Here is a 26,207-nt window from a genome sequence, read left to right as displayed (position 1 = left end):
TATTTCCCCCGTTTCGGCTCAATCATGCGCAATTCCCTCATTTTACTGCTGCTTTCCCTGTGGTTCGGCATGTTCTCCGCCCAGGCGAAGACGGTAACCGACATCACCGGCCGCCAGGTCGCGGTGCCGGACAACCCGCAGCGCATCGTGGTGGGGGAAAGCCGCATGCTGTATACGCTGGCGCTGCTGGAGCCGGGCAACCCGGCGCAGCGCATCGTCGGCTGGCCGGCGGATCTGGCGCGCTTTGATGCGCAAAGCTGGCAGCTGTATACGCAGAAGTTTCCACAGATAGCCCAGATCCCCGTCATCAGCGGCAATAACTTTCGCCAGGTCAACATCGAAAGCCTGCTGCAGCTGAAGCCGGATCTGGTGATTTTGGCGCGCTACGCGCGTGAAGACGGCGACAACGATCTGCTGGTTTCCGCACTGAGCAAGGCCGGCGTGGCGGTGATCTACGTCGATCTGCGCATCGATCTGCTGAACAACACCGTGCCGAGCGTGCGGCTGCTGGGCGAAGTGCTCAATCGTCAGCAACGCGCCGAGCAGTTCATCGCGTTTTATCAGCAGCATATGACGGTGATCCGGCAACGGCTGGCGGGCTATCAGGGGCCGAAGCCCAGGGTGATGCTGCACCTGCATCTGGGGCGGCGCGACACCTGTTGCACCACCGCCGCGCACGGCAACCTCGGCGATCTGCTGACCTTCGCCGGCGGCGACAACATCGCCAACGCCAGCGTCAAAGGGGTGTATGGCGAACTGAACCCGGAAACCATTCTGAGCGCCAATCCTGACGTGTACCTCGCCACCGGCATGGCCGGCCCGCAGGGCAAACGGCTGTCCGATCTGCGTCTCGGGCCGCAGGTCAGCCCACAGGAGGCCGCCGACAGCTTCCGCCAACTGATCGCCAAACAGCCGATGCTGGCCAGCCTGCAGGCGGTGAAAAACCACCGCGCCTGGAGCGTCTGGCACAACTTTTACCTCAGCCCGTACCATGTCGTGCTGGTCGAGATGTTCGCCAAAGCGTTTTACCCGGATCTGTTCGCCGACATCAACCCGCAGCAGACCTTCCAACAGTTGTATCAGCAGTTTTTGCCGTTACCTTTTTCAGGGACCTATTGGAGTCAGTTAGATAATGAATAACAACAAGCGCGGCTGGTGGTGCGCATTGCCTTTGGCAGCCTGCGCGACATCGCCGGCGTGGGCGGCGGAAAAAGCCGCGCCGCAGGAAGAGAGCCTGGTGGTGGTCGGCCGCAAAGACGCCGACGGCGTGCAGAGCTATCAGCCGTTGACCAGCGTCACCGGCACCCGCAGCGAAACCAACCTGCTGAACGTGCCGCAGGCGATCGACGTGGTGCCGCAACAGGTGATTACCGATCAGGCGGTCAGCAGCCTGGACGAAGCGCTGTACAACGTCAGCGGCATAACCCAGGCCAACACGCTGGGGGGCACCCAGGACGCGGTAATGAAACGCGGCTTCGGCGACAACCGCGACGGCTCCATTCTGCGCGACGGCGTGCGCTCGGTGCAGGCGCGCAACTTTACGCCGACCACCGAGCGGGTGGAGGTGCTCAAGGGGCCGGCCTCGATGCTGTACGGCATGGGCGAGCCGGGCGGGATGATCAACATGATCACCAAAAAACCCCAGCTGCAGCAGCATACCCACGTGGAAGGCTGGGGCAGCAGTTTCAACGGCGGCGGTGGCCAGCTCGACGTTACCGGGCCGCTCGGCACGTCGGGGTTTGCCTATCGGATGATCGTCGATCACGATGAAACCGATTACTGGCGCAACTTTGGCCGCAATCGCCAGACGGTGATCGCGCCCTCGCTGATGTGGTACGGCGAGAACACTACCGTGCGGTTGGCCTATGAACATATGGAATATCTGGTGCCGTTCGATCGCGGCACCATTATCGATTCACGCACCGGCAAACCGGTGAATACGCCGCGCGATCGCCGTTTCGACGAGGCTTATAACGCCACCCGCGGCGATCAGGACAGCGTCACTCTGCAGATCGATCAAACGCTCAATGAGCGCTGGAAAAGCTCGCTGACCTACGCCTACAGCCGCAACAGCTACAGCGACAACCAGGCGCGCGCCACGGCGCTGGACCCGGAGAGCGGCGCATTGAGCCGCCAGGCCGACTCGACCGCCCATGCCGTCAGCCACGCCAACGCGGTGCAGCTGACGCTCAATGGTGACGTGGACTGGGGCAGCATCAACCACCAGATGCTGTTCGGCTTTGATTTTGAAGATAACCGCACCTACCGCGGCGACATGATCCGCGGTAAAAAGAACAAAGATTTCAATATCTATCATCCGGTATACGGCCTGATGCCGCCGTCGACGGCGGTCAGCGCCAAAGACAGCGACCAGCGGGAAAATCTCACCAGCTACGGCTGGTTTATGCAGGATTCCATCCAACTGACCGATAAATGGCTGGTGATGGGCGGGCTGCGCTACGACGCTTTCGACGTCTATGCCGGCAAGGGGCGGCCGTTCCAGACCAATACCGACAGCTCGGACGGCAAGCTGGTGCCGCGCGCCGGGGTGGTCTACAAGCTGACGCCTTACGTGTCGCTGTACAGCAGCTATACCGAGTCGTTCAAGCCGAACTCTTCCATCGCCACCCAGATTGATTCGCTGCCGCCGGAGCAGGGCAAGTCGTGGGAAGTCGGCGGCAAGCTGGCGCTGCCGAACGGTGTTACCGGCACGTTGGCGCTGTTCGACATCACCAAGCGCAACGTGATGGTCAGTGAGCTGGTGGAGGGCGAAACCGTGACGCGCACCGCCGGGCGCGTGCGTTCGCAGGGCGTGGAGCTGGACGTGGCCGGTAATCTCACCGACTCGCTGAGCCTGATCGGTTCCTATGCGTATACCGACGCACGTGTGGTGGACGATCCGGACAACAAGGGCAAAGAGATGACCAACGTGGCGCGCCACACCGCCTCGCTGTTCCTGACCCAAAACCTGGGCAGCCCGGGTCTCTACAGCGGCGATGAGGTGCGCATTGGCGCCGGTGCGCGCTACGTAGGGCGCCGCCCGGGTGATGCTGCCAACAGTTTCTACCTGGATAACTACACCGTTGCCGATGCGTTCGCCGCTTACACCATGCCGATCAACGGCTATCGGGTGAAATGGCAACTGAACGTGAAGAACCTGTTCGATAAAACCTACTACCCGTCCAGCGGCGGCAATTTGCGCGTGGCGGTGGGGGAACCGCGTGAGGTGGTGCTGCGCGGCAGTGTCGATTTCTAAGCCACGGGCGGTGAAATTTGCTTAAATAACCGCCCCAACGTTAAGGAGAACCCATGAGCCTGCAGATTCGTTTGGCGCAGCAGCGGGATATCGCGCATCTGATGGCGGTTGAACGCTCGGCGGCGCAGTTGTTTCGCCAACAGCCGGAATGGCGCTTTATTGCCGAAGGCGAGGTGATGGCCCCGCAGCAGCATGCCGCGTTTATCGCCGAGCGCCGTGAATGGCTGGCGGAAAGCGACAACGGCGAGTGCGCCGGTTTCATCGCCGTGCTGGCTCAGGGGGAAGACTGGCACATCGCCGAATTGTCGGTCGCCGGCACCTGGCAGCGGCAGGGCGTCGGCCGCCGCCTGATCGGCGCGGTGGCGGAAGAGGCCAAACGGCAGGGGGCCGGCCGCCTGACGCTCACCACCTTCATTGAGGTGCCGTGGAATGCGCCTTACTACCGGCGGCTGGGATTCCGGCCGCTTGAGGGCGCGCAGCTCACGGCCGCCTTGCGGCGGCATCTGGATGAGGATCTGGCGCACGGCTTTGCCGTCGGCAGTCGCTGTGCCATGGAATTTACACTATCGTAAATATTGAAATACAGAGCGGGCAGGGTATGATGCTGCCACCACGCCATCGCACCCGCTCGGCATTTTGGTATGCAAAGCACTCAAGTCACCGCATAAGGGACAACCCGTAATGACACAAACCCTGTTCATGATAGGCGCTCGCGGAGCCGGCAAGACCACGGTAGGCCGCGCATTGGCGCTGGCGTTGGGCTATCAATTCGTCGATACCGATCTGTTTATGCAGCAAGCGGCGCAGATGAGCGTGGCGGAAATGGTCGAGCGCGAGGGTTGGCTGGGGTTCCGCCGCCGTGAGACCGTCGCGTTGCAAACCGTGACTAAGCCGTCAACTATAGTTGCCACCGGCGGCGGCGCGATCCTGGCGGAAGAGAATCGTCAGTTTATGCGCCAGCATGGCACCGTTATCTACCTGCGCGCGCCGGCCAGCGTGTTGGCGCAGCGGTTGGAAGAATACCCGGAAGATGCGCAGCGCCCGACGCTCACCGGCAGGCCGATCGCCGAAGAGATGCGCGAGGTGCTGGCCGCGCGGGAAGCGCTGTATCAGGATGCCGCACATTACGTGATGGACGGCGCCGCCGATCCGCAGCGGGTGGTGGAACAAATCCTCGCGGTGCTGCCGCGTGAGACGGTGAAATAACCTTTTCTTCTCTTCGGGCGCTGTGCGCCCGTTTTTCTATTCCGTTTGCCGAACGGCCGCAAAGTATGCCCCGGGCGTGACGCCGAAGCGGCGGCGAAAGGCGGCGATGTAGGCGCTGACGTTATCATAGCCGCAGGCGTCGGCCACCTCGCCAACCGCTTTGCCGCGTGATAACCCCTCCAGTGAACGCAATACCCGCGCCTGCTGGCGCCACAGCGCGAAACTGATGCCGGTTTCCTGCAGAAAACGGCGGCTCAGAGTGCGCGGGCTGAGCCCGGCCCAGATGGCCCAGTCGCGCTGGCTGCGCGGGCTGGCGGGATCGTTCAGCAGCGCCCGGGCGATGTTCAGCAACCGGGCGTCCTGCGGCAGCGGCAATTGCAATGGCGCGCGGCTTGCCGCGTGCATTTCGTCCAGCAGCACCTGCAGCAGCCGCCGTTGCGGCGCACTCAGCGGGCCGGCGGGGAACTGCGCGATGCGCTCCACCAGGGCCTGCAACAACGCAGAGGCCGTGAACAGCTGCGGCAGCGGCGGCATCTCCGGCACGCTTTCCATCGGCAGATACAGGCTCCAGCCCGCCACGTCGCCACAGGCCAGCGCCTGATGGGGGCACCCCGGCGGCAGCCAGCCCAGCGCACCGCCGGTGATCGCCCATTGCCGGCCAGGCAGTTCCAGCGCCAGCATGCCGCGCGTCAAGAGATAGATTTGGCCGCCGTCGTGCCGGTGCCAGGGCGTCAGGTGCTTTCTTTCATGCTGAAGGCGTTGGCTGCGGATTTGCGTCATGTTGGCCGTTTAACGTTATTGAAAGTCTTGATGTGGTTATTATGCCATCGCCTGGCCGGGATAGGATCGCCGTTCACCCTATTTCGGAGAAATGTGATGACTCAACTTACCCCGCTGAATCTGGTGCTCGATACGCTGCAGCAGATCGTCGCCAACCCGGAGCATCGGCCGGCCCAGCTCGCCGCCCGCTTCAGCGCAGACTACCGCCAGCAGGTGGATGGCAAGGTGCTGCACTTCGAGCAGTTTGAGCAGCATATGGCGCTGCTGAAGCGGCAAACCCGCCGCATGACGCTGAGCATCATCGCGGCGGCGGAGCAGGGCGAGGCGGTGCTGACCCACCATCTGGTCGAGGTGGAAAAGCGTGACGGTTCCCGCTGCCGCGTGCGGGTGTTGGCGCACTTCACCGTGCGTGAAGGGCGTATTTGCGCCTGCGACGAATTGACCGAGCTGTTGACGGGCGCTCCCGGCGATCGCGATCTTGGTTCGCGCGTGTCGGAATGAGGGCGGCTGCTATACTTGCTACTGTGTGAAACACACGGGAGAACGGCATGCGCGAAAATGATCAACCTGCTTATCCACGGAGCGCCCGCGTCGTAGAGGTGTTTCGGGGGGACCCGAACCTGCATCTGCGCCGTTTTGAAGTGCGCACCGACGACATTGAGCCGAATACGCTGCTCAGTGAACATGAAACCGAGCAGGAAGCGCTCGACGCCAAGCATCGCTATGAAGACGAGGCGTTAGAGCTCTGACCTGCAGCCCAGCGGAAACCGGCGTCAGGCCGGTTTCCTGTTTATCCCCCCGCGTTAGCACATATTTCCCAGAACAATATTGATAATGATAATCATTTATGTGATTTTTATCGCCCCTATTGGGTGTTTCACTTCTGGGAAAAGAGATGTCCAATTCCGAGTTGCAGGCGCTGTTTCTGCGCCATATGCGGCCGCTGCAAGCCTATTTGAACGCCAAACTGCGCGACCCACAGCTGGCCGCGGATTTGGCGCAGGAAAGTTTTACCCGCCTTACCGAGCAATATCCGCAGGGTAACATTCTCGATATCGAAGCCTACCTGTATAAAACCGCCAAAAACCTGATGCTCGACCATCTGCGCCAGCAGCAGCGGCGGCAGACCGAAGCGGTCGAAGACGACATTCTGGCGCAGTATCCCTCCGGTGAACCGGCGCTTGAACAACTGGCGATCGATAGCCAATTGCTGCAGCTGTTGCAGCAGGCGCTGGCGGACATGCCGCCGCGCACGCAGCAGATTTTCCGCCTTAACCGGCTCGATGGCCTGACCCAGGCGCAGGTGGCGGCGCAGCTGGGCGTGTCGCTCAGCACGGTGGAAAAACACCTGGCCAGCGCGCTCGAGCGGCTGATGGCGCGGATGGAAGAACAATAATGGCAATTTTTTTACGGGTTTATCCGCGCTCAGACGTCTTAACCTATAACCAGAAAAAACAGAGGTCTATGCCATTATGAAACCGCTAACCGCACAGGCGCGACAGCAGGCGGCCGCCTGGGCCGTGAGCCTGGCCGAAGGGGCGCTGCCGGCCGATCGGCGGCGAGCGTTGGACGCCTGGCTGGCCGCCGATCCGCAGCATCCGGCGGCGCTGCGTCAGGCTCGCCTGCTGTGGACGACGCTGGGACAGCTGTCGCCTGAGCAGCGGCAGGCGTTACAACCGCAGGTGGCGACGCTGAAAACGTCATCCCATCGCAGGTGGCCCCGCTGGGCGGCGGCGGCGGCGGTGGCGATCGCCGTTTCCTTCGGCGTTTATCGCGGGCCGGATCTATGGATTGGCATGCAGGCGGATTATCAAACCGTTCGCGGCGAGGTGCGCGAAGTTGCGTTGCCGGACGGCAGCCGGGTGGCGCTGGACAGCGACAGCGCGATCGCACTGGTGTATTCCGCAGGCGAACGCAAGGTGCGGCTGCTTAGCGGCGCCGCCTATTTTGTCGTCGCGCCGTTGGGCGGGCCGGAAAGTCGCCCGTTCAGGGTGGAGGCGGAAAACGGCGTCACCCAGGCACTGGGCACCGAGTTCAGCGTGGCGCGCACCGAGCAGGGCGTCGACGTCAGCGTGCATCAGCACAGCGTGCGGGTAACGCTTGAGCGCGGTGAGCGTTCGCTGGTGGTCGCGCAACGCCAGGCGGCGCATTACCGCAACGGGCAGCTGCAGCTGACGCGGCAAACGGCCGGTGATGACGCCTGGCGGCGCGGCTGGCTGGTGATCGACCGCCAACCGCTGACGCAGGCGCTCGCGCAGCTCAACCGCTATCGCGAGACCCGCATCGTAGCGATCAATCCCGAACTCAGATCGCGTACGGTCAGCGGCGTGTTCGCGCTCAATAAACTCGACGACGGCGTCGGCGCCATTCGTCAGGAACTCTCCGCCCGCCAGCTGAATCTCCCCGGCATCACGCTGCTTTACTGAGCGGCGCAGGCGGGCCGGGATGCCCGTTTCGCCGCTATTTTCACTTTCTGTAAAAAATCTTTACGGGTTTTTGCCTCCCGGAACGTCCTTATGTTTAAACGAGATTGATTTCCATTATCACTTGGTTTGACATTCTTTCGGGTGGAACACACACGCATGCTTATTCACAAGGGAACCACGCCGGCCGGCCGCTTGGCCACGGCGGTACGCGCCGCGCTGGCGGCGATGATGTTGACTCAACCGGCTGTGGCGCTCGCCGTCCAGGCTGAGGCGAACGGTGCGCAGGCCGCACAGCAAAAGCATTTCAACATTGCGGCGCAGCCGCTGCAGAGCGCCATGTTGCGCTTCGCCGAGCAGGCCGGCATGCAGGTGTTTTTCGACGAGGTGAAACTCGACGGCATGCAGGCGGCGGCGCTGAACGGCAGCATGAGCGTTGAACAGGGCCTGAGGCGCTTGATCGGCGGCAATCCGGTGGCTTTCCGCCTGCAGCCGCAGGGGCAGATCGTATTGAGCCGGCTGCCGACGGCGAACGGCGATGGCGGCGCGCTGGCGCTGGACAGCCTGACGGTGCTGGGCGCCGGCGGCATCAACGCCAACGATTGGGTTTACGACGAACCGCGCTCGGTCAGCGTCATTAGCCGCGAACAGATGGACAACCGCCCGGCGCGGCACGCGGCCGATATTCTGGAACAGACCACGGGGGCCTATTCCAGCGTCAGTCAGCAAGATCCGGCGCTGTCGGTCAACATCCGCGGCATACAAGACTATGGCCGGGTGAACATGAACATCGACGGCATGCGGCAGAATTTTCAAAAGAGCGGCCATGGCCAGCGTAACGGCACCATGTACATCGATTCTGAACTGCTGTCCGGCGTGACCATCGACAAGGGCACCAGCGGCGGTATGGGCAGCGCCGGCACGCTCGGCGGCATCGCCACCTTCAATACCGTCAGCGCGAGCGATTTCCTGGCGCCGGGCAAAGAGCTGGGCGGCAAGCTGCACGCCAGCACCGGCGATAACGGCACCCACTTCATCGGCAGCGGCATACTGGCATTGGGCAACGAAACCGGCGATATCCTGCTGGCCGCCAGCGAACGCCACCTCGGCGACTATTGGCCCGGCAATAAGGGCGACATCGGCAACATTCGCATCAATAACGACACCGGCAATTACGATCGCTACGCCGAGAGCATCAAGAACAACAAAATCCCCGACACCCATTACCGCATGCACTCGCGGCTGGCCAAGGTGGGCTGGAATCTGCCCGCCAACCAGCGCCTGCAGCTGAGTTATCTGCAGACCCAGACCGCATCGCCGATCGCCGGCACCTTGACTAACCTGGGCACTCGCCCGCCCTACGAACTGGGCTGGAAGCGCACCGGCTACACCGACGTGATGGCGCGCAACGCGGCGTTCGACTACAGCCTGGCGCCGGAAGACGTCGACTGGCTAGATTTTCAGGCCAAGCTGTATTACGTCGATACTCAGGATGACAGCGACACCTACAGCACCAGTTCGCTGCTGGACAACGGCTACGCGACGCGCACCCGGCTGCGTACCTATGGCGCACAGGCGCAAAACACCTCGCGCTTCAGCCTGGCGCCGGGGCATGACTTCCGCGCCAATTACGGGCTGGAGTTCTATTACGACAAAGCCACCAGCGACTCTTCCCGCCAAGGCATGGATGGGGTGACGCCGGCCGGCAACCGTTCGGTAGCCAGCCTGTTCGCCAATCTGACCTATGACTACGACGGCTGGCTGACGTTGGAAGGCGGGCTGCGTTACGACCGCTATCGCCTGCGCGGCCAGACCGGTCTGAGCTACGCCGACTTCCCGTATACGGCGGAGAATCCCTGCAAACAGCTGCGGCTGCGCAACTGCCTGGCGACGACCACGCAGCAGGAGTGGAACGTCGATCGCGATCAGGGCAAGCTGTCGCCGACGCTGGCGCTGGCGGTGCGCCCCGGCGTGGAGTGGCTGGAGCTGTATACCACCTACGGCAAATCCTGGCGGCCGCCGGCGATCACTGAAACGCTGACCAACGGCAGCGCGCACAGCACCTCTACGCAATATCCCAACCCGTTCCTGCAGGCCGAGCGCTCGCGTGCCTGGGAAGTGGGGTTCAACGTACAGCAGCCTGACCTGTGGTTTGAGGGCGATCGGTTGGTGGCCAAGGTGGCCTATTTCGACACCAAAGTGGATAACTACATCAACCTGGCGATTAACCGCGACAAGCCGGGGCTGGTGCAGCCGAGCATCGGCAACGCCGCCTACGTCAACAATCTGTCGAAAACCCGTTTCCGCGGGCTGGAGTACCAGCTCAACTATGACGCCGGGGTGTTCTACGCCGACCTGACCTACACCCACATGATCGGTAAAAACGAGTTTTGCTCCAGGAACGCCTGGCTGGGCAATCGCCTGCGTTACGGCGCCAACTCCCGGCCGGGCAATTTCTACGCGGAGCAGGATCCGACGGCGAATGACGCCGTGTCCTGCGACGGCGGCTCGCAGTTCGGCACCGCCGCTTACCTGCCGGGCGATCGCGGTTCGGTGACGCTGGGCGGCCGCGCTTTCGATCGCAAGCTGGACGCCGGGGTGACCGTGCGCTTCGCGCCGGGCTATCAGGACAGCTCGGTGCCGTCCAACTACCCGTATCTGGCCGACTGGCCGAAATACACCCTGTTCGATCTGTACGCCAGCTACAAACTGACCGACAGCCTGACGCTGCGCGGCTCGGTGGAGAACCTGACCAACCGCGCCTACGTCGTCAGCTACGGCGAGACGCTGGCCAATACCCTGGGGCGCGGCCGCAGCGTGCAGGGCGGGGTGGAGTACCGTTTTTAAGCAGTAAAAGGGCGTTGCTCATCGTTGAGCACAGAGGTCGCCTCGCAAGGGGCGCCGTTCATCAATGGAGATAGAGAAATGGCATTTTCAGTCAATTATGACAGCAGTTTCGGCAGCTACAGCATCCATAACTATCTGAACGAGTGGGCGTCGTCGTTTGGCGATATCAACCACACCAACGGTAATGTCACCGACTCCAACAGCGGCGGTTTCTACGGCGGCAGCCTGTCCGGCAGCCAATATGCCGTGACCAGCACCGCCAATAACATCACCTCGTTCGTGGCGGGCGGCAACCTGACCTACACCCTGTTCAACGCACCGGCGCACACCCTGTACGGTCAACTGGATTCCCTGTCGTTCGGCGACGGCCTGAACGGCGGCGGCTCTACGCCGTACAACATCCAGGTTCCTGACGTCAGCTTCGGCGGCCTGAATCTCAGCAGCCTGCAGGCGCAGGGCCACGATGGCGTGGTACACCAGGTGGTGTACGGCCTGATGTCCGGCGATACCGGCGCGTTGGAAACCGCGCTGAACGGCATCCTCGACGACTACGGTCTGAGCGTCAACTCCACCTTCGATCAGGTGGCGGCGGCGACGGCGGTGGGCGTGCAGCACGCCGACAGCCCGGAATTGCTGGCGGCCTGATCGCGGCCGTTTGCCCGCCGGCGCCGCGTGCCCCGGCGGGCGTTTTCTCGTTTTTAACCGATGGAAAACGCCATGAAAAACGCCGTCAGGCGCGGAGAAGTGATGAGCGTGCTGGCAGCATACCGGCGCGGATTTTGGGGCATTGCGCTGTTTACCGCAGTGATCAACCTGCTGATGCTGGCCCCGGCGCTGTATATGCTGCAGGTCTACGATCGCGTGTTGCCGTCGGGCAACCGCATGACGCTGGCGATGCTGACCCTGATGGTGGTCGGCCTTTACCTGTTTATGGGCCTGCTGGAGTGGGTGCGTAGCCAGGTGGTGATCCGCCTTGGCGCCCAGATGGATATGCGCCTCAATCAGCGAGTCTATGACGCCGCCTTCGAAACCAATTTGAAAACCGGCAACCCGCTGGCGGGGCAGGCATTGAACGATCTGACCAACCTGCGCCAGTTCGCCACCGGCAATGCGCTGTTCGCCTTTTTCGATGCGCCCTGGTTCCCGGTTTATCTGCTGGTGGTTTTTCTGCTCCACCCCTGGCTTGGCGCGTTGGCCAGCGCCGGGGTGATCGTGCTGGTGCTGCTGGCCTGGCTCAACCAGCGGGTGTCGCAGGCACCGCTGGCGGAGGCCGGCCGCGTCGCGCTGAGCGCCACGCAGCAGGCCAACGGCAACCTGCGCAATGCCGAAGCCATCGCCGCCATGGGCATGTTGACCGACTTGCGCCTGCGCTGGCTGCGGCAGCATCAGCAGTTCCTGCTGCTGCAGAACCGCGCCAGCGAGAAAATCGCCGCGGTCACCGCCTGGTCGAAAACCGTGCGGCTGGCGCTGCAGTCGCTGATGTTGGGCTGCGGCGCGCTGCTGGCGGTCAACGGCGACATTACGCCGGGCATGATGATCGCCGGATCGATCCTGATCGGCAGGGTGCTGGGGCCGATCGATCAGCTGATCGGCGCCTGGAAGCAGTGGTCATCGGCGCGCCAGTCCCTGCAGCGGCTGGAGGTGATGCTGGCCTCTAACCCGCCACGAATACCGAGTCTGCCGCTGCCGGCACCCGGCGGTACATTGGCCGTGAATCAGTTGACCGCCAGTGCGCCAGGCGGCACGGCACCGGTGTTGCACGGCGTCAGTTTTCGCCTGGAGGCCGGCGAGGTGCTGGGCGTGATTGGCGCGTCCGGCTCCGGCAAAACCCTGCTGATGCGCCAACTGGTTGGCGCGCTGACGCCGCTCAGCGGTGACGTGCGGCTGGACGGTGCAGACATTCAGCAGTGGGACAAGCAACAACTCGGGCCGCATATCGGCTACTTGCCGCAGGATATCCAGCTGTTCGCCGGTACCCTGACGGATAACATCGCCCGCTTTGGGCAGGTCGACGCCGAGAAGGTGGTGGCCGCGGCGGCGCTGGCCGGCGTGCATCAGCTGATCCTGCATTTACCGAAAGGCTATGAGACCGAGCTGGGTGAAGGCGGCAGCGGCCTGTCCGGCGGCCAACGTCAGCGGGTGGCGCTGGCGCGCGCGCTGTATGGATCTCCGGCGCTGGTGGTGCTGGACGAACCGAACGCCAACCTCGATCGCGAAGGGGAAGGGGCGCTGCAGCGGGCGATCGAAGCGCTGAAGGCGCGCGGCACCACCATCGTGTTGGTGACCCACAAACCGGCGATCCTGGCGACCACCGACAAATTGCTGGTGCTGAGCACCGGCCAGATACAGCACTTCGGCCCCAGCGACGCCATCCTGAAAAAACTGCCTGGTTTTGCGCCCGCCGCCGCACCGGCCAATGCCGGGCGCAGCAACGGCGGCTTCAACGTCAATTACGCCAACTTCGCCAAAACGGCCAGCGGTGAACGAAAAGTATGAGCAATCAGAGTGTGATCCCCGGCGATATCGACGCCCTTTCCCGGCAGTTCGACGAAGGCCGTTATCTGCGGCTGGGAGGCTGGCTGGTGCTGTTGGGGGTTGGCGGTTTCCTGCTGTGGGGGCTGTTGGCGCCGCTGGACAAAGGCGTGCCGGTTTCCGGCAGCGTGGTGGTGGCCGGCAACCGCAAGGCGGTGCAGCACCCGAGCGGCGGCGTGGTGTCGCAGATTCAGGTGCATGAGGGCGACCGGGTCCGCGCCGGGCAGGTGCTGTTGTTGATGGATACCGTCGACAGCCGCACCCAGCGCGATGCGCTGCGCAGCCAGCAGTTGAGCAACGCCGCGCAGCAGGCGCGGCTGCAAGCCGAGCGCGACGGTCTGCAAGCGATCGCTTTCCCGCCATCGCTGCAAACGCGGCGAGAAGAGCCGGAGGTGATGTCGCTGATGCTGCTGCAGCAACAGCTGTTCACCAGCCGCCGTGCGGCGCTGCAGAGCGAGCTGGCGGCGATCGCGGAAAGCATCGCCGGATCGCAGGCGATGTTGGAAGGGGTTCGGCAGTCTTACGCCAGCAAACAGCGGCAAAAGGCCATGCTGCAGGAGCAACTGGGCGGCATGCGCAAGCTGGCGGCGCAAGGGTATGTGGCGCGCAATCGGCTGCTGGATCTGGAGGGGCAGCATGCGCAGATCGACGGCCAGGCATCCGAGGACAGCGGCAATATCGGCCGTCTGGGGCGCCAGATCCTGGAGCTGAAACTGCGGGCGATCCAGCGGCGGGAGGAGTATCAAAAAGAGGTCAGCAGCCAATTGGCCGAGGTACGGATGAAGCTGGACGAGCTGGATAACCGCCTGGCCAAGGCGGAGGCCGATCTGGGGCATACGCAGGTGAAAGCGCCGGTGGCGGGCACCGTGGTGGGGTTGAGCGTGTTCACCGAAGGCGGCGTGATTGGCGCCGGTCAGCAACTGATGGAGATCGTGCCCAGCGATCGCGGGCTGCAGGTAGAAGCGCGCATCCCGGTCGAGTTGATCGATAAAGTGCAGGTGGGGTTGCCGGTCGAATTGTTGTTCTCGGCGTTCAACCAAAGCACCACGCCGCGCGTCGAGGGCGAAGTGACGCTGGTCGGGGCCGATCGCCTGACCGACGAGAAAAGCGGCGCGCCTTATTACAGCGTGCGCGCCAAGGTCAGCGAAGAAGGATTGCAACGCTTGAGCGGGTTGGAGATCCGCCCAGGGATGCCGGTCGAAGGCTTCATCCGCACCGGTGAGCGTTCGATGATGAACTATCTGTTCAAACCGCTGACCGATCGCCTCCATTTGGCGCTGACGGAAGAGTGAGCATGTCGGTTTCGCCGCTGCCTTTCGCCGCACCCGGCACCGCCATGCCCTGGCGCCGTTGTCTGGTGTTGGTGCTGGCGCTGCATCTGCTGGTTGCCGCGCTGCTTTGGCCCTGGCGAGACAAGGCCGAGCCGCCGTGGGTGCCGCCGCCGGCGGTGATGGTGCTGATGGCCGCCGCGCCGCAGGCCCCGGCCGAGGCGAAACAACCGCCGGGACAAAGGACGCCGCCGCCTCAGGTTGAACCGCCGGCGCCACCGGAGCCGTTGCCGCTAGTGAAAGCGCCTGACGCCGCGCAGCCGAACATCGCCGTGCCGCCGAAACAGAAAAAACCGCCTAAGCCGATGAAGAAAAACAACCTGCCCCGCACGCCGCCGCACGAGAGAATCATCGCGCCGCCGAAGGTTCAGGAACAAAGCGCCGGCGCGCCGCCGCCGGGCCGCGCGGATAAAACGGCCGCGCCGCAAACTCGCCTGACGCCCTATGCTCAGGCGGGGGAGGACAACTGGCGCAGCCGCATCAGCGGCCGCCTGAATCGCTTTAAGCGTTATCCTAAAGACGCATTGCGGCTGAAGCGCCAGGGCGTCGGGCAGGTGCGTTTCACGTTGGACAAACAGGGCCACGTGCTGGCGGTGACGCTGGTCAGCAGCGCCGGGCTGCCGTCGCTGGATCGTGAAATCCAGGCGCTGGTCAAACGCGCTTCGCCGCTGCCCACGCCGCCGTCGGACGCCTACGTCAACGGCACGGTGGAATTGACGCTGCCGATCGATTTCAGTTTGCGCGGCGCGGGTTTTTGACGCGGTTGTTTCATGGCGATGGCCTGAGCGTGGCGCACGGAAACCTTTGCCTCTGCGCCGCGATCGCATTTCGCGCGAAAAACCAGTGACAGATCAACCGCAATCCCCCAATATGGATTTTCCATCAAGATGATTACGCGGGTGCCAGTCTATGCTGAAAGTGAATGAGTATTTTGCCGGAAAAGTGAAGTCTATCGGTTTTGACAGTAGCAGCATCGGTCTTACCAGCGTGGGTGTGATGGAAGAGGGCGAATACACCTTCTCCACCGCGCAGCCGGAAGAAATGACGGTGATCACCGGGGCGCTGAAAGTGCTGCTGCCGGGGGCGCCGGACTGGCAGGTGTTTACGCCGGGCGAGAAGTTCTTCGTGCCGGGGCACAGCGAGTTCAACCTGCAGGTGGCCGACGCCACCGCCTATCTGTGCCGCTACCTGAGCAAATAAACGTTGCTCGTTAGGGGAACGCAGGGCTCAGCGAAGGCTGGGCCCTGGTCGTTTCTGAGGCGGGATTAACGCTGGGCTTCGCCGCCGAGCGCTTCGATGGTGTTTTTGATCAACGCCGCCAGCTCGCTGGTCATCAGGATAAAGTCGGCGTCAAAGCGCTGGGCGAAGTCATCGCGATCGATATCGTCGTTCTGCTCGCGCAGCGTGTCGGCGAACTTCAGGCGCTTGAGCGAACCGTCGTCCGACAGCATCAGCTGGATGCGCTCCTGCCAATCCACCGCCAGCTTGGTCACCAGCTTGCCGGCTTCGATGTGCACCGCGATTTCGTCGCTGATCAGATTCTGCTTCTTGCAGCGGATCACGCCGCCTTCTTCCAGAATCGCTTTCAATTCCGCTTCATCCTGAATGGCGAAGCCGGCCGGCATCTCACCGGAACGCACCCATTCGGTCAGCGTCAGTTCGATCGGGCTTTCCATGGTCAGCGGCACCACCGGCAGCGAGCCGAGGCTTTTACGCAGCAGCGCCAGCGTGTCTTCGGCGCGTTTAGCGCTGGCGGCGTCGACCATGATCAGATCGTTGACGGTGTCGATCCACATGAAGGTCTGGTTGAAGCGGCTGAACGCGCGCGGCAGCAGGCTGTGCAGCACTTCATCCTTCAGCGCGTCCTTCTCGGTTTTCTTCAGTTTGCGGTGTTGCTCCGCTTCCAGGCGCTCAATCTTGGCCTGCAGCTCTTGCTTGATCACCGGCGACGGCAGGATTTTCTCTTCCTTGCGCGCGCAGATGACGATCTGGCCGTTGACCGCGTGCGTCAGCGCATCGCTGTGCGAGCCCATCGGGGAGACCCAGCCGGTCTTCGCCATGTCCTGGCTGCCGCACGGCGTGAAGGCGAACGCGCTGAGTTGTTTTTCCATTTCATCCGCGTTTAACGCCACTTCGCGGCTCAAACGGTAAACCATCAAATTCTTAAACCACAGCATAATGTTATCCCTGGCTGGGCGTGCGTTCGGCACGCTGATTCGTCAAAAGCAGGGCGGCATGATAACGAATTGACGCTGAAAAATCGCCCCATTCTCTCCGAATTGCGTCGCTTTGCGCATCGGGAAAGAACGGGACGGAGAATGGGAAACAGGTGATTCATTCGCGCGCTTACATTAGGCTGTGACAACGCTGCGCGGCATCGAGGAGAAAAAATACGTGCGCATTGGCATCGACTTGGGTGGAACGAAAATTGAAGTGATCGCGTTGGCGAATGACGGGCGGGAGCTGTTTCGCCATCGCATCGCCACGCCGCGCCATGACTACCGGCAAACCCTGGCGGCGATCGCCGGGCTGGTGAAACTGGCGGAGGATCATACCGGCGAACGAGGATCGGTCGGGATCGGCATTCCCGGCACGCTGTCGCCGTTTACCGGGCGAGTAAAGAACGCCAACTCGGTGTGGCTCAACGGCCAGCCGCTGGATAAGGATCTGTCGGCGCTGCTGGCGCGCGAGGTGCGCATCGCCAACGACGCCAACTGCCTGGCGGTGTCGGAAGCCACCGATGGCGCCGGCGCCGGCGCGAAAACCGTGTTTGCGGTCATCATCGGCACCGGCTGCGGCGCCGGCGTGGCGCTGAACGGCCAGGCGCATGCCGGCGGCAACGGCATCGCCGGCGAATGGGGCCACAATCCGCTGCCGTGGCAGGATGACGATGAGCTGCGCTACGCCCGCGACGTGCCGTGCTACTGCGGCAAGCCGGGCTGCATCGAAACCTTTATTTCCGGCACCGGTTTCGCCACCGACTATGCGCGCCTGAGCGACAACGCGCTGCAAGGGCATGAGATCATGGCGCTGAGCGAGCGGGGCGATGCGCTGGCGGCACAAGCGATTGAACGTTACGAAATGCGATTGGCGAAATCGCTGGCGCACGTGATCAACATGCTGGATCCGGATGTGGTGGTGCTCGGCGGCGGCATGAGCAACGTGGATCGTCTGTATCGCACGGTGCCGCAACTGGTGAAAGGCTGGGTGTTCGGCGGCGAGTGTGAAACGCCGATCCGCAAGGCGGTTCACGGCGACTCCAGCGGCGTGCGCGGTGCGGCCTGGCTGTGGCCGCAACAGCAGCGCTAAGCGTTGCAACAAAGCGCGAGGCTGCTCGCGCTTTAAACCCTTCACTGTACAAAAACTGGACGGCGCTTTATGCTTTAGCTAACTTAGCTAAGGAGGACACGTATGCCGATTCAGGCCAATATGCACGAAGCCAAATCCAATCTGAGCCAACTGGCGGACAGAGCCGCGGAGGGAGAAACCGTGATTATTGCAAAAGCAGGGAAGCCGTACGTACAGCTGGTCGCCATCAAGGGGGAAGCGCGTCGCCCCGGCGCCGCCAAGGGCAGGTTCACCGTGCCGGCGGATTTCAACGCCGGGGATGCGGCCATTGCGGCGCTGTTTGAGGGCGATGAATGAAGCGCCTGCTGCTGGATACCCACGCGTTGCTGTGGTGGCTGATCGATGACGCCTGCCTGGGCACCAACGCCAAAAGGCAGATCGCCGATCCGGGCAATGCGGTGTACGTCAGCGCGGCCAGCATTTGGGAGATCTCGATTAAGCAGGCGCTGGGCAAGCTGGCGCTGCCGGAAGACATCTTTGCGATCATCGAGGCCGAAGATTTTCTGTCGCTGCCGATGGACGCCTTTCATTGCCAACAGGCCGGGCTGCTGCCGCCACACCATCAGGATCCTTTCGATCGCATGCTGATCGCGCAGGCGCAGGCCGAGGGGCTGACGCTGATTTCCGCCGACGCGGTGTTTCCGCAGTACGGTGTGCGGGTGGCGGACGCCCGCCGTTAAACCGGCTTTTCCTCGCTTTCGCTGCGCACCCGTTCGATATGAATGGTCAGGAACATCATCTCTTCCGTGGTGAGCTGGTGTTGATAGTGCTTTTCGATGTGGCGGTTGATCTTGCCGGCGCAGGCGAATGACTCGCGGTACTTCTCTTTCACCACCTGATACAGCGAGTCGTCGTCGCTGTCGACGTAGTTTTTCCCCAGCAGGCGCTGGGCGAAAAATTTCAAGTGGGTGACGAACCGGTGGTAGCTCAGGGATTCCTCGTTGTAATCAAAGCGGAAATGGTATTTGACCAGGTTGAGGATCTCTTGCATCACGCGGGTAATGTGCAGCGTGTTGTGCATCTCGTCGTTAAGCTGAGCGTTGACCAGGTGCAGGGCGATAAATCCGGCTTCGTCTTCCGGTAGCGCGGTATCCAGCCGCTGGGCGATCAGAGCCAGCGCCTCCAGCCCGACGGCGAATTCGGCCGGGTAGAGTTTTTTAATCTCCCACAGCAGCGCATTTTTGATATCCAGCCCTTGCGCATGGCGCTGCAGGGCGAAATGGATGTGATCGGTGAGCGTGATGTAGACGATGTTATGCAACTTGCCCGGCAGGCGTTCGCGGGCGAGGGTGATGATCCTGTCGGCGGTGGTGACGCAGGCCAATGGGATCTCGGCGAGCAGCTCTTTATAGCGCTCGGCGATTTCACCGCCGTTATGGGTGAACACCTTTTCGATCAGGCTTTCGTCCAGCGTATCGCCGGGCTTCTTTTTAAAGCCGATTCCTTTTCCCATCACCACCGTCTCTTCCTGACGGTCGTCCAGCGTAATCACCACGTTATTATTGAGTATTTTAGCGATTTTCATGGTTTTTCCCGGTGTTTCAGCATCCTGAAAACGAAAAAACCTGACGCCCGGAAGCGATCCCGGGCGTCAGGTTTTGCCTGTATTTTATGTTTCTGTCCTGCGGCCTGAGCGGCGAAGGGGATACAGTAACAATCCTGTTATGCCTGCATAATAACCCGTGCTCGCCGCGGCTCAACGCTTTTCACTGCGGAGTGCCGCCGCGGTCACACTTCTGCGCCGCGCGCGGCGGGATCATTCCAGCCTGAAGTGCGCCTCCAGCCGGCTGACGCCGAGCCCGTTGACCTTTTTCACTTTGATCTGCACCGGAATTCGTTCTTTCATCGCCTCGACGTGACTGATCACGCCAATGGTTTTGCCGGAGGCGTTCAGACTGTCCAGCGCGTCCAGCGCGGTATCGAGGGTTTCGGCATCCAGCGTGCCGAAACCTTCGTCGAGGAACAGCGAGTCGATGCTGGTTTTATGGCTGACCAGATCGGACAGCGCCAGCGCCAGCGCCAGGCTGACCAGGAAGCTCTCGCCGCCGGACAGGGTGCGGGTATCTCGCAGCGCATCCGCCTGCCAGGTGTCCACCACCTGCAGCTCCAGCGCGTCGCTGGTCTTGCGCTGCAGCAGGTAGCGCCCGTGCAGCCGGCCGAGCTGAAGGTTGGCCAGATACACCAGATGATCGAGCGTCAGCCCCTGAGCGAAGCGGCGGAACTTGTCGCCTTCTTTTGAGCCGATCAGTTGGTTGAGGTAGCTCCAGTCATCGTAGTCTTGCTGGCTGCGGGCGATCTGCTCGAACAGCGCCTGCTGATTGAGACGGCGTTCGGCGTCGCTTTCCAGCTGGTTGCGCAGTTCGCCCTGGCGCAGCTGCAGCGCCTTCAACTGCTGTGCCAGTTCGGCCAGCGATTGGGTGAGCGCGTTGAGATCCGCGTTGGCTTCATCCAGCCCTTCAGGGCGGTTCTGCCGATGCTGCTCCAGCGTTTGCGTCGCCTGTGTCAGCAGGGCGGCGGCCTCCACCTGCCGCTGTTGCAGCTGTTCTTTGCGCTGCTGCAATTCGCGGCGCAGGGCGTCGTCCAGCAGCGCGGCGGCGAAGGCGGTTTCATCGGCGAATTCGCTGTCGGCCAGCGCCTGCTGCCACTGCTGCTGCGCCAGATGCAGCCGCTCCTGCATCTGGGTGTGTTGTTGTTGCAGCCCGGCCTGCTGGCCGGCCAGGCGCTCGCGCAGTTCCTGCGCCTTTTGCCACTGTTCGGCGGCCTGCAAACTGGCCTGTTCACAGGCGGTTTGTTTGGCGCGCAGCTGTTCGCGCACCTCGGCGACCTGCTGTTCGCCGAACAGCGCCAGCCGCTGCGCGCGTCGTTCGGCAAGGGTTTTCTCGCCTTCTTGCCAGCGTTGTTGCAGCTCTTGCTGCTGTTGCAGGCTGTCGGCGTGGGCTTTCTGCAGCAGCGTAAAGCGTTCTTCGAGCAACGCCAGTTGTTGCTGCGTCTGCTGCTGCTGCGTTTGCAGAGCGATGAGCGCATCCTTCGCCTGCTGTACCGCCTGCGCCGCCTGTTCATGCTGCTGCAGCGCCTGTTGCCCGCGCCGTTCTTCGTCGTCGCAGCCGTTCAGCCAGGCGCTGAGTTGCTCGCCATCCGCCAGCGTAAAATCGAACGCCAGCGGCGCGCTGAGCTGCCGCCACTGCTGCTGTTGGCCGGCCAGCTGTTGTTCATCCTGCGCGATGGTTTGCTGCTGACGCTGCAATTGCTGTTGCAGGTTGTCGTAACGGGCTCGCAGCTCGACGCCTTGTTTTTGCAATGCTTCGGTCTGGACTTTCATTTGCTCCAGACGTTGCGCGGTTTCTGACAGTTTTACCTCTTGGTATTGTTCTACCGCCGGGTGCTCGCATGAGCCGCACAGCGGGCAGGGGGCGCCGGGTTGCAAACGGGCGCGCTCAGCCTCCAGACCCACGATCCGTTGTTCCAGCGCATAGGTTTTTTCAACATCGGCCTGGTGGGCTTTCTGCTGCTTAAATCGCTGACGGATGAGTTCTAGCTGTGGTTCCAACTGGGTAAGTTCATGTTGACCGCTGTTTAGCTCTTGCCGCTGTTGTTCCAGCCGTTTAACGATTTGCTGCGATAAAGAGGATAGAGTAAACAGCTGCTGGCGCGTCGGGCGCAGATCCGCCAGGACGCTCAGGCGCTGGCGCAGCGGGGCCTGCGGCGTTTGCGCCTCCAGCGCTTGCTGCTGCTGCTGTTGAACGGCCAGCGCTTGGGTCAGCGCGTTCAATTGCTGCTGATGCTGTGCGCCCTGCGTCGTCAGTTGATTGCGTTGAACGGTGAGCTGCTCCAGCGCGGTCTGCTGCTGGGCGCACTGCTGCGCGGCGGCATCGCCGGCCTGTCGCCGCTCGGCCTGGGTCAATAGCAGTTGGGCTATTTGATGGTCGAGCGGGGCGACCTGCTCGTCGATCAGCTGTTGCTGTTGCCGCATGTGTTCGGCATGCGCTTGCTGCGCCTGGCGGGTTTTCTCCACCGCCTGCTGCAGCGGCGCCAGCTGCGCTGACTGCTGTTCCTGCTGTTGCGTCAGCTGGGCTGCCTGCTGTTGTATCGTCTGCAGCTCGGCGCGGCAGCGATCGCGTTCACTGCGCAGCGGCCGCAATTTCTCGGCCGGCTCGCTGAGCGCCAGCCGCTGCAGCTGCGGGGCGGCCTCCACCTGCTCGCGCTGGGCAGTGTCCAGCCGCAATTGCCCCTCGCTTTGCTGTTGCCGGAGGCGTTGCCATTGCTGCAGCCAGCTCAGCGCCTGTTGCTGTCGCTGGGTTTGTTCGCCGAGAGCGATTTCCTGCGCGCTCAGCGCCGCCAGCTGTTCGGTCAGAGACTGGCGCTGTTCGTCGTTCAGCAGTTCGATGCCGCTGGCGCGTTGATGCAACGCATCCAGATCGGTTTTGGCCTGCTTGTGCGACTCGAACACCTGTTCGGACAACCGCCCGTAGATTTCGGTGCCGGTCAGCTCTTCCAGCAGCTCGGCGCGATCGTTGGCGTCGGCGTTGAGGAACGCGGCGAACTGCCCCTGAGACAGCATCATCGATTTGGTGAAGCGGCCAAAGTCCAGCCCGGTGATGGCGGCGGTAAGCTCCAGCTTGTCGCGCACCTTGTCCGCCAGGATCTTGCCGTCCTCGCGGCGTGCCAGTTCGACCTTCGGCGCCTGCAGATTGCCGTCCGGCGCATTTTTGGCGCGGCGCTGGCTCCAGAAGGCGCGATAGCCGATGCCCTTGACCTCGAACTCGACCTCCGCCAGCGATTCGGCGGTGTGGCGGGTCATCAGTTCATTCTGGCTTGGCGTGACGTTGAGACGCGGCGTCTGGTGGTACAGCGCCAGGCAGATGGCGTCCAGCAGGGTGGTTTTGCCCGCGCCGGTCGGGCCGGTAATGGCGAACAGGCCGTTGCTGGCGAACGGCTCGGCGGTGAAGTCAATCTTCCATTCGCCCTGCAGCGAGTTGAGGTTTTTTAACCGCAGGCTGAGGATTTTCATGGGTTGCTCTCTTCAGGGTTGTGCTGCACTGCCTCGACCACCTGGCGGAACAGTTGGTGCATCCGCCGTTGGCGCGCTTCGGGCATGTCGGCCTCCTGCGCCAGGCGCCGTTCGAACACCTCGTTGACGCTCAGCTCGTTGAGCGTTTCCTTATCCTGCTGCGCGATCGCCTGGCGGCGCTGCTCTTTACTGCGCCGCAGCAGCACCACTTCCACCGGCAGCGCATCCGCCATCAGCTGGATGCGGCGCTGGATATCGCTGAGGTAGTCCTGCGTCGCCACTTCGATATCCAGCCACACCGGCAGCTCGCCGGCATAGTCGGCAAATTGCCGCAGCTGCCGTTCGATCTCGGCCAGATCGCCTTTGATCAGTTGCATGGGCTGAAACTGCGGGATCGTTAACGTTTCTACCCGCTGCAAAGCGCCGTCGGCGAAATCCACCAGGAAGACGCTTTTGGCTTTGCCCAGCTCATCGAAGCTCAGCGGGATCGGCGAGCCGCTATAGCGAATATGCTCCGATTTGGCGACGTTCTGCGCGCGGTGAATGTGGCCCAGCGCGATATAGTCGGCGGAGGGGAAGGCCTGCGCCGGGAAGGCGTCGAGGGTGCCGATATAGATGTCGCGCACCGAGTCGGAGGTGGTAACGCCGACGGTGGTCAGGTGGCCGGTGGCGACGATCGGCAGCGGCTGGCCCAACTGGTCGCGGCGCTCGCAGGCCGCCTGATACAGCGCTTGATAATGTTCGGCGATGGCTTCCTGCAGCGCCTGTTGTTTCTGCGCTCCGGATTCGCCGGCGCGGCTGGTGAGCAGATCGCGCGGCCGCAGGAACGGGATGGCGCACAGCACCGCGCCCGGCTGGCCGTCGCGTTGGTTAAGCACCACGATCTGCTGTTCCGGGGCGCCCTGCGCGCTGGCGATCACCGTGGTGTTCAGGCAGGAGAGCAGTTCACGCGATTCGTTCAGCGTCGCGACCGAATCGTGGTTGCCGCCCAGCACCACCAGCTGGCAGCCGGTGCGCTGCAGTTCCACCACGAAGCGGTTGTACAGCTCGCGGGCATAGCTGGGCGGCGAGCCGGTATCGAACAGATCTCCGGCGACGATCAGCGCATCCACCTGCTGCTGATCTACCTGTTCGATCAGCCAGTTCAGAAAAGCCTGGTGCTCGGCGGCGCGGCTTTTGGTGAAAAAGTACTGGCCAAGGTGCCAGTCAGAGGTGTGGATCAGGCGCATGACACTCCCGGATGTAAAGATAATGGCGATGATTATAAAGGCCGCGGCGGCAGCTGTCCCGGCGCAATGATGATGACAACCGGATGATTTTTCGTTACTGCGGGAAATAATCGCTATGCTTACTGCCTATAACAGCCGGTTTTTTTCATAAAAGTGTCACAAAACTGACGCATAATGGCGCCCGAAAAGTCGCTAACACATTGGCAGGATTGACGATGGCAAGACGCATACTGGTGGTGGAAGACGAAGCGCCGATCCGTGAGATGGTGTGCTTTGTGTTGGAACAGAATGGTTACCAACCGTTGGAAGCCGAAGATTATGACAGCGCCGTGACGCGTCTGTCTGAGCCGTTCCCTGATTTGGTGTTGCTTGACTGGATGTTGCCCGGTGGTTCCGGCATTCAGTTTATCAAACATATGAAGCGCGAAGCGCTGACCCGCGATATCCCGGTGATGATGCTGACCGCGCGCGGCGAAGAAGAAGACCGGGTGCGCGGCCTGGAAGTGGGGGCGGATGATTACATCACCAAGCCGTTCTCGCCCAAGGAGCTGGTGGCGCGCATCAAAGCGGTCATGCGCCGCATTTCGCCGATGGCGGTGGAAGAAGTGATTGAAATGCAAGGGTTGAGCCTGGATCCGTCCTCCCACCGCGTAATGGCGAACGATCAGGCGCTGGACATGGGGCCGACCGAGTTCAAGCTGCTGCACTTCTTTATGACCCACCCGGAGCGGGTTTATAGCCGCGAGCAGTTGCTTAATCACGTCTGGGGCACTAACGTTTATGTGGAAGACCGTACCGTTGACGTGCATATCCGTCGGCTCCGCAAGGCGTTAGAAACCAGTGGGCATGATAAAATGGTTCAAACCGTTCGGGGCACCGGCTACCGGTTCTCAACGCGCTACTGATCGCGCCGCGCTGGAGAATATGCCGTGTTAGAACGTCTGTCGTGGAAGAGGCTGGCTTTGGAGCTGGCTCTTTTCTGTCTGCCCGCCTTACTGCTGGGGCTGATTTTTGGTTATCTGCCCTGGTTCCTGCTGGCTTCTGCGCTGGCTGCGCTGGTGTGGAATTTCTACAACCAGCTCAAACTCTCCCATTGGCTGTGGATCGACCGCAGCATGACGCCGCCGCCCGGCCGCTGGAGCTGGGAGCCGCTGTTCTATGGCCTGTATCAGATGCAGCAGCGCAACCGCCGCCGCCGGCGCGAGCTGGCGCTGCTGATCAAGCGCTTTCGCAGCGGGGCCGAATCGCTGCCTGACGCGGTGGTGATGACCACCGTCGAAGGCAATATCTTCTGGTGCAACGGGCTGGCGCAGCATCTGCTCGGCTTTCGTTGGCCGGAAGACAACGGCCAGCACATCCTTAACCTGCTGCGTTATCCGGAATTCAGCCACTATCTGCAACAGCAGGAGTTTTCGCGCCCGCTGACGCTGCAGCTGAACAACGAACACTACGTCGAATTCCGCGTGATGCCGTATTCCGAAGGGCAATTGCTGATGGTGGCGCGCGACGTCACCCAGATGCGTCAGTTGGAGGGCGCGCGGCGCAACTTCTTCGCCAACGTCAGCCATGAGCTGCGTACGCCGCTGACGGTGCTGCAGGGCTATCTGGAGATGATGGGCGATGAAGAGCAGGACGGTTCGCTGCGCAGCAAGGCGCTGAGCACCATGCAAGAGCAGACCCGCCGGATGGACGGGCTGGTCAAGCAGTTGCTGACGCTGTCGCGCATCGAGGCGGCGCCCAATGTCGACATGAACGAGCGGGTGGATATTCCGCTGATGCTGCGGGTGTTGCAGCGTGAGGCGCAATCGCTGAGCGGCGGCAATCACGAGATCACCTTCCGGGTGAACGAACAGCTCAACGTGTTCGGCAATGAAGACCAGTTGCGCAGCGCGGTGTCTAACCTGGTGTACAATGCGGTCAACCACACGCCGAAGGGCACCCATATCGAAGTCAGCTGGCAGCAGACGGCGCATGGCGCGCAGTTCCAGGTCAGCGACAACGGGCCTGGCATCGCCGCCGAGCATCTGCCGCGCCTGACCGAGCGTTTCTACCGCGTCGACAAGGCCCGCTCGCGCCAGACCGGCGGCAGCGGGCTGGGGCTGGCGATCGTCAAGCACGCGCTCAGCCATCACGACGCGCGGCTGGAGATCCTCAGCGAACCGGGGATCGGCACCCGCTTTATCTTTACCTTGCCCAATCGGTTGATTGTTCCCGCCGCTTTATCAGAGAATGCGGTGAAAAATTAACGCG

24 protein-coding genes are annotated in these 26,207 nt (G+C 62.3%); 19 read left to right on the top strand and 5 right to left on the bottom strand.

Annotated features, from left to right (window positions below; genetic code table 11):
• Positions 1–24: 24 nt before the first annotated feature.
• From ACJ8IJ_RS11465 to aroL, 4 genes are all read left to right on the top strand, one after another.
• Complete coding sequence (locus tag ACJ8IJ_RS11465; RefSeq protein WP_440483910.1) at positions 25–1,140, top strand: ABC transporter substrate-binding protein; 1,116 nt, start codon at positions 25–27, stop codon at positions 1,138–1,140.
• Positions 1,133–3,256 carry a TonB-dependent siderophore receptor gene (locus ACJ8IJ_RS11460; protein WP_197753074.1) on the top strand — a complete coding sequence of 708 codons (2,124 nt, stop codon included), beginning with the start codon at positions 1,133–1,135 and terminating at the stop codon, positions 3,254–3,256. Before ACJ8IJ_RS11465 ends, ACJ8IJ_RS11460 begins: the two co-directional genes overlap by 8 nt.
• A 53-nt stretch (positions 3,257–3,309) precedes the next feature.
• On the top strand, positions 3,310–3,828 hold the full coding sequence (locus ACJ8IJ_RS11455) for a GNAT family N-acetyltransferase (protein WP_004940503.1): 519 nt from the start codon (positions 3,310–3,312) through the stop codon (positions 3,826–3,828).
• Between the two features lie 109 nt (positions 3,829–3,937).
• A complete protein-coding gene (aroL, locus tag ACJ8IJ_RS11450) occupies positions 3,938–4,462 on the top strand; it encodes a shikimate kinase AroL (protein ID WP_004940499.1) in 525 nt (174 codons plus the stop codon).
• 36 nt (positions 4,463–4,498) lie between these two features.
• On the opposite strand, the gene ACJ8IJ_RS11445 is transcribed toward aroL, so the two are convergent.
• The gene (locus tag ACJ8IJ_RS11445; protein WP_131164619.1) at positions 4,499–5,242 is read right to left on the bottom strand and encodes a helix-turn-helix domain-containing protein; all 744 of its coding nucleotides are present in this window, start codon (positions 5,240–5,242) and stop codon (positions 4,499–4,501) included.
• Between the two features lie 96 nt (positions 5,243–5,338).
• Here ACJ8IJ_RS11445 and ACJ8IJ_RS11440 point away from each other — a divergent pair, with 96 nt between their 5' ends.
• The 10 genes from ACJ8IJ_RS11440 to ppnP all read left to right on the top strand — a co-directional run bounded on the left by ACJ8IJ_RS11440 (position 5,339) and on the right by ppnP (position 15,572).
• Positions 5,339–5,743 (top strand): nuclear transport factor 2 family protein, encoded by a 405-nt coding sequence (locus ACJ8IJ_RS11440; protein WP_131164618.1) that lies wholly within the window; start codon positions 5,339–5,341, stop codon positions 5,741–5,743.
• A gap of 47 nt (positions 5,744–5,790) precedes the next feature.
• Entirely contained in the window at positions 5,791–5,991 is a 201-nt protein-coding gene (locus tag ACJ8IJ_RS11435; RefSeq protein ID WP_004940491.1) for a YaiA family protein, read from the top strand.
• Between the two features lie 146 nt (positions 5,992–6,137).
• Complete coding sequence (locus tag ACJ8IJ_RS11430) at positions 6,138–6,638, top strand: RNA polymerase sigma factor (protein ID WP_021504701.1); 501 nt, start codon at positions 6,138–6,140, stop codon at positions 6,636–6,638.
• Positions 6,639–6,714: 76 nt separating this feature from the next.
• Positions 6,715–7,668 carry a FecR family protein gene (locus tag ACJ8IJ_RS11425; protein ID WP_442518633.1) on the top strand — a complete coding sequence of 318 codons (954 nt, stop codon included), beginning with the start codon at positions 6,715–6,717 and terminating at the stop codon, positions 7,666–7,668.
• A gap of 156 nt (positions 7,669–7,824) precedes the next feature.
• Positions 7,825–10,512, top strand: a complete 2,688-nt coding sequence (locus ACJ8IJ_RS11420) for a TonB-dependent receptor (protein WP_265260935.1) — start codon at positions 7,825–7,827, stop codon at positions 10,510–10,512.
• A 78-nt stretch (positions 10,513–10,590) separates the two neighbouring features.
• A complete protein-coding gene (locus tag ACJ8IJ_RS11415; protein WP_004940479.1) occupies positions 10,591–11,157 on the top strand; it encodes a heme acquisition protein HasA in 567 nt (188 codons plus the stop codon).
• 72 nt (positions 11,158–11,229) lie between these two features.
• Positions 11,230–13,008 (top strand): type I secretion system permease/ATPase, encoded by a 1,779-nt coding sequence (locus tag ACJ8IJ_RS11410; RefSeq protein WP_442518632.1) that lies wholly within the window; start codon positions 11,230–11,232, stop codon positions 13,006–13,008.
• Positions 13,005–14,336: an HlyD family type I secretion periplasmic adaptor subunit gene (locus ACJ8IJ_RS11405; protein WP_442518631.1), complete on the top strand. Its 1,332-nt coding sequence runs from the start codon at positions 13,005–13,007 to the stop codon at positions 14,334–14,336. The genes ACJ8IJ_RS11410 and ACJ8IJ_RS11405 overlap by 4 nt, the downstream gene beginning before the upstream one ends.
• A gap of 2 nt (positions 14,337–14,338) precedes the next feature.
• On the top strand, positions 14,339–15,130 hold the full coding sequence (locus ACJ8IJ_RS11400) for an energy transducer TonB (protein ID WP_442518630.1): 792 nt from the start codon (positions 14,339–14,341) through the stop codon (positions 15,128–15,130).
• Between the two features lie 151 nt (positions 15,131–15,281).
• Positions 15,282–15,572 (top strand): pyrimidine/purine nucleoside phosphorylase, encoded by a 291-nt coding sequence (gene ppnP, locus ACJ8IJ_RS11395; RefSeq protein WP_004940463.1) that lies wholly within the window; start codon positions 15,282–15,284, stop codon positions 15,570–15,572.
• Positions 15,573–15,637: 65 nt separating this feature from the next.
• Here the strand turns inward: ppnP and rdgC are convergent, their stop codons facing one another.
• Entirely contained in the window at positions 15,638–16,549 is a 912-nt protein-coding gene (gene rdgC, locus ACJ8IJ_RS11390; RefSeq protein WP_004940461.1) for a recombination-associated protein RdgC, read from the bottom strand.
• Between the two features lie 217 nt (positions 16,550–16,766).
• Here rdgC and mak point away from each other — a divergent pair, with 217 nt between their 5' ends.
• From mak to ACJ8IJ_RS11375, 3 genes are all read left to right on the top strand, one after another.
• Positions 16,767–17,681 (top strand): fructokinase, encoded by a 915-nt coding sequence (gene mak / locus ACJ8IJ_RS11385; RefSeq protein WP_442518648.1) that lies wholly within the window; start codon positions 16,767–16,769, stop codon positions 17,679–17,681.
• Between the two features lie 102 nt (positions 17,682–17,783).
• Entirely contained in the window at positions 17,784–18,017 is a 234-nt protein-coding gene (locus tag ACJ8IJ_RS11380) for a type II toxin-antitoxin system Phd/YefM family antitoxin (protein WP_004940455.1), read from the top strand.
• Positions 18,014–18,400, top strand: coding sequence for a type II toxin-antitoxin system VapC family toxin (locus ACJ8IJ_RS11375; protein ID WP_440483918.1), 387 nt, complete (start codon positions 18,014–18,016; stop codon positions 18,398–18,400). Before ACJ8IJ_RS11380 ends, ACJ8IJ_RS11375 begins: the two co-directional genes overlap by 4 nt.
• On the opposite strand, the gene licT is transcribed toward ACJ8IJ_RS11375, so the two are convergent.
• The 3 genes from licT to sbcD all read right to left on the bottom strand — a co-directional run bounded on the left by licT (position 18,397) and on the right by sbcD (position 23,957).
• Positions 18,397–19,245, bottom strand: a complete 849-nt coding sequence (licT, locus tag ACJ8IJ_RS11370) for a BglG family transcription antiterminator LicT (RefSeq protein ID WP_004940446.1) — start codon at positions 19,243–19,245, stop codon at positions 18,397–18,399. The genes ACJ8IJ_RS11375 and licT overlap by 4 nt on opposite strands.
• A gap of 231 nt (positions 19,246–19,476) precedes the next feature.
• A complete protein-coding gene (gene sbcC / locus ACJ8IJ_RS11365) occupies positions 19,477–22,728 on the bottom strand; it encodes an exonuclease subunit SbcC (RefSeq protein ID WP_442518629.1) in 3,252 nt (1,083 codons plus the stop codon).
• The gene (gene sbcD / locus ACJ8IJ_RS11360) at positions 22,725–23,957 is read right to left on the bottom strand and encodes an exonuclease subunit SbcD (protein ID WP_265260932.1); all 1,233 of its coding nucleotides are present in this window, start codon (positions 23,955–23,957) and stop codon (positions 22,725–22,727) included. Before sbcD ends, sbcC begins: the two co-directional genes overlap by 4 nt.
• A 215-nt stretch (positions 23,958–24,172) precedes the next feature.
• On the opposite strand from sbcD, the gene phoB reads away from it, so the two are divergent.
• Positions 24,173–24,862: a phosphate response regulator transcription factor PhoB gene (gene phoB / locus ACJ8IJ_RS11355; protein WP_004940438.1), complete on the top strand. Its 690-nt coding sequence runs from the start codon at positions 24,173–24,175 to the stop codon at positions 24,860–24,862.
• 24 nt (positions 24,863–24,886) lie between these two features.
• Positions 24,887–26,203: a phosphate regulon sensor histidine kinase PhoR gene (gene phoR / locus ACJ8IJ_RS11350; protein WP_004940434.1), complete on the top strand. Its 1,317-nt coding sequence runs from the start codon at positions 24,887–24,889 to the stop codon at positions 26,201–26,203.
• Positions 26,204–26,207 lie beyond the last annotated feature (4 nt).

The sequence above is a fragment of the Serratia sp. CY40230 genome (assembly GCF_052168835.1).
Taxonomy (GTDB): Bacteria; Pseudomonadota; Gammaproteobacteria; order Enterobacterales; family Enterobacteriaceae; genus Serratia; species Serratia nematodiphila.
This window is presented reverse-complemented; position numbering and strand designations above follow the sequence as displayed.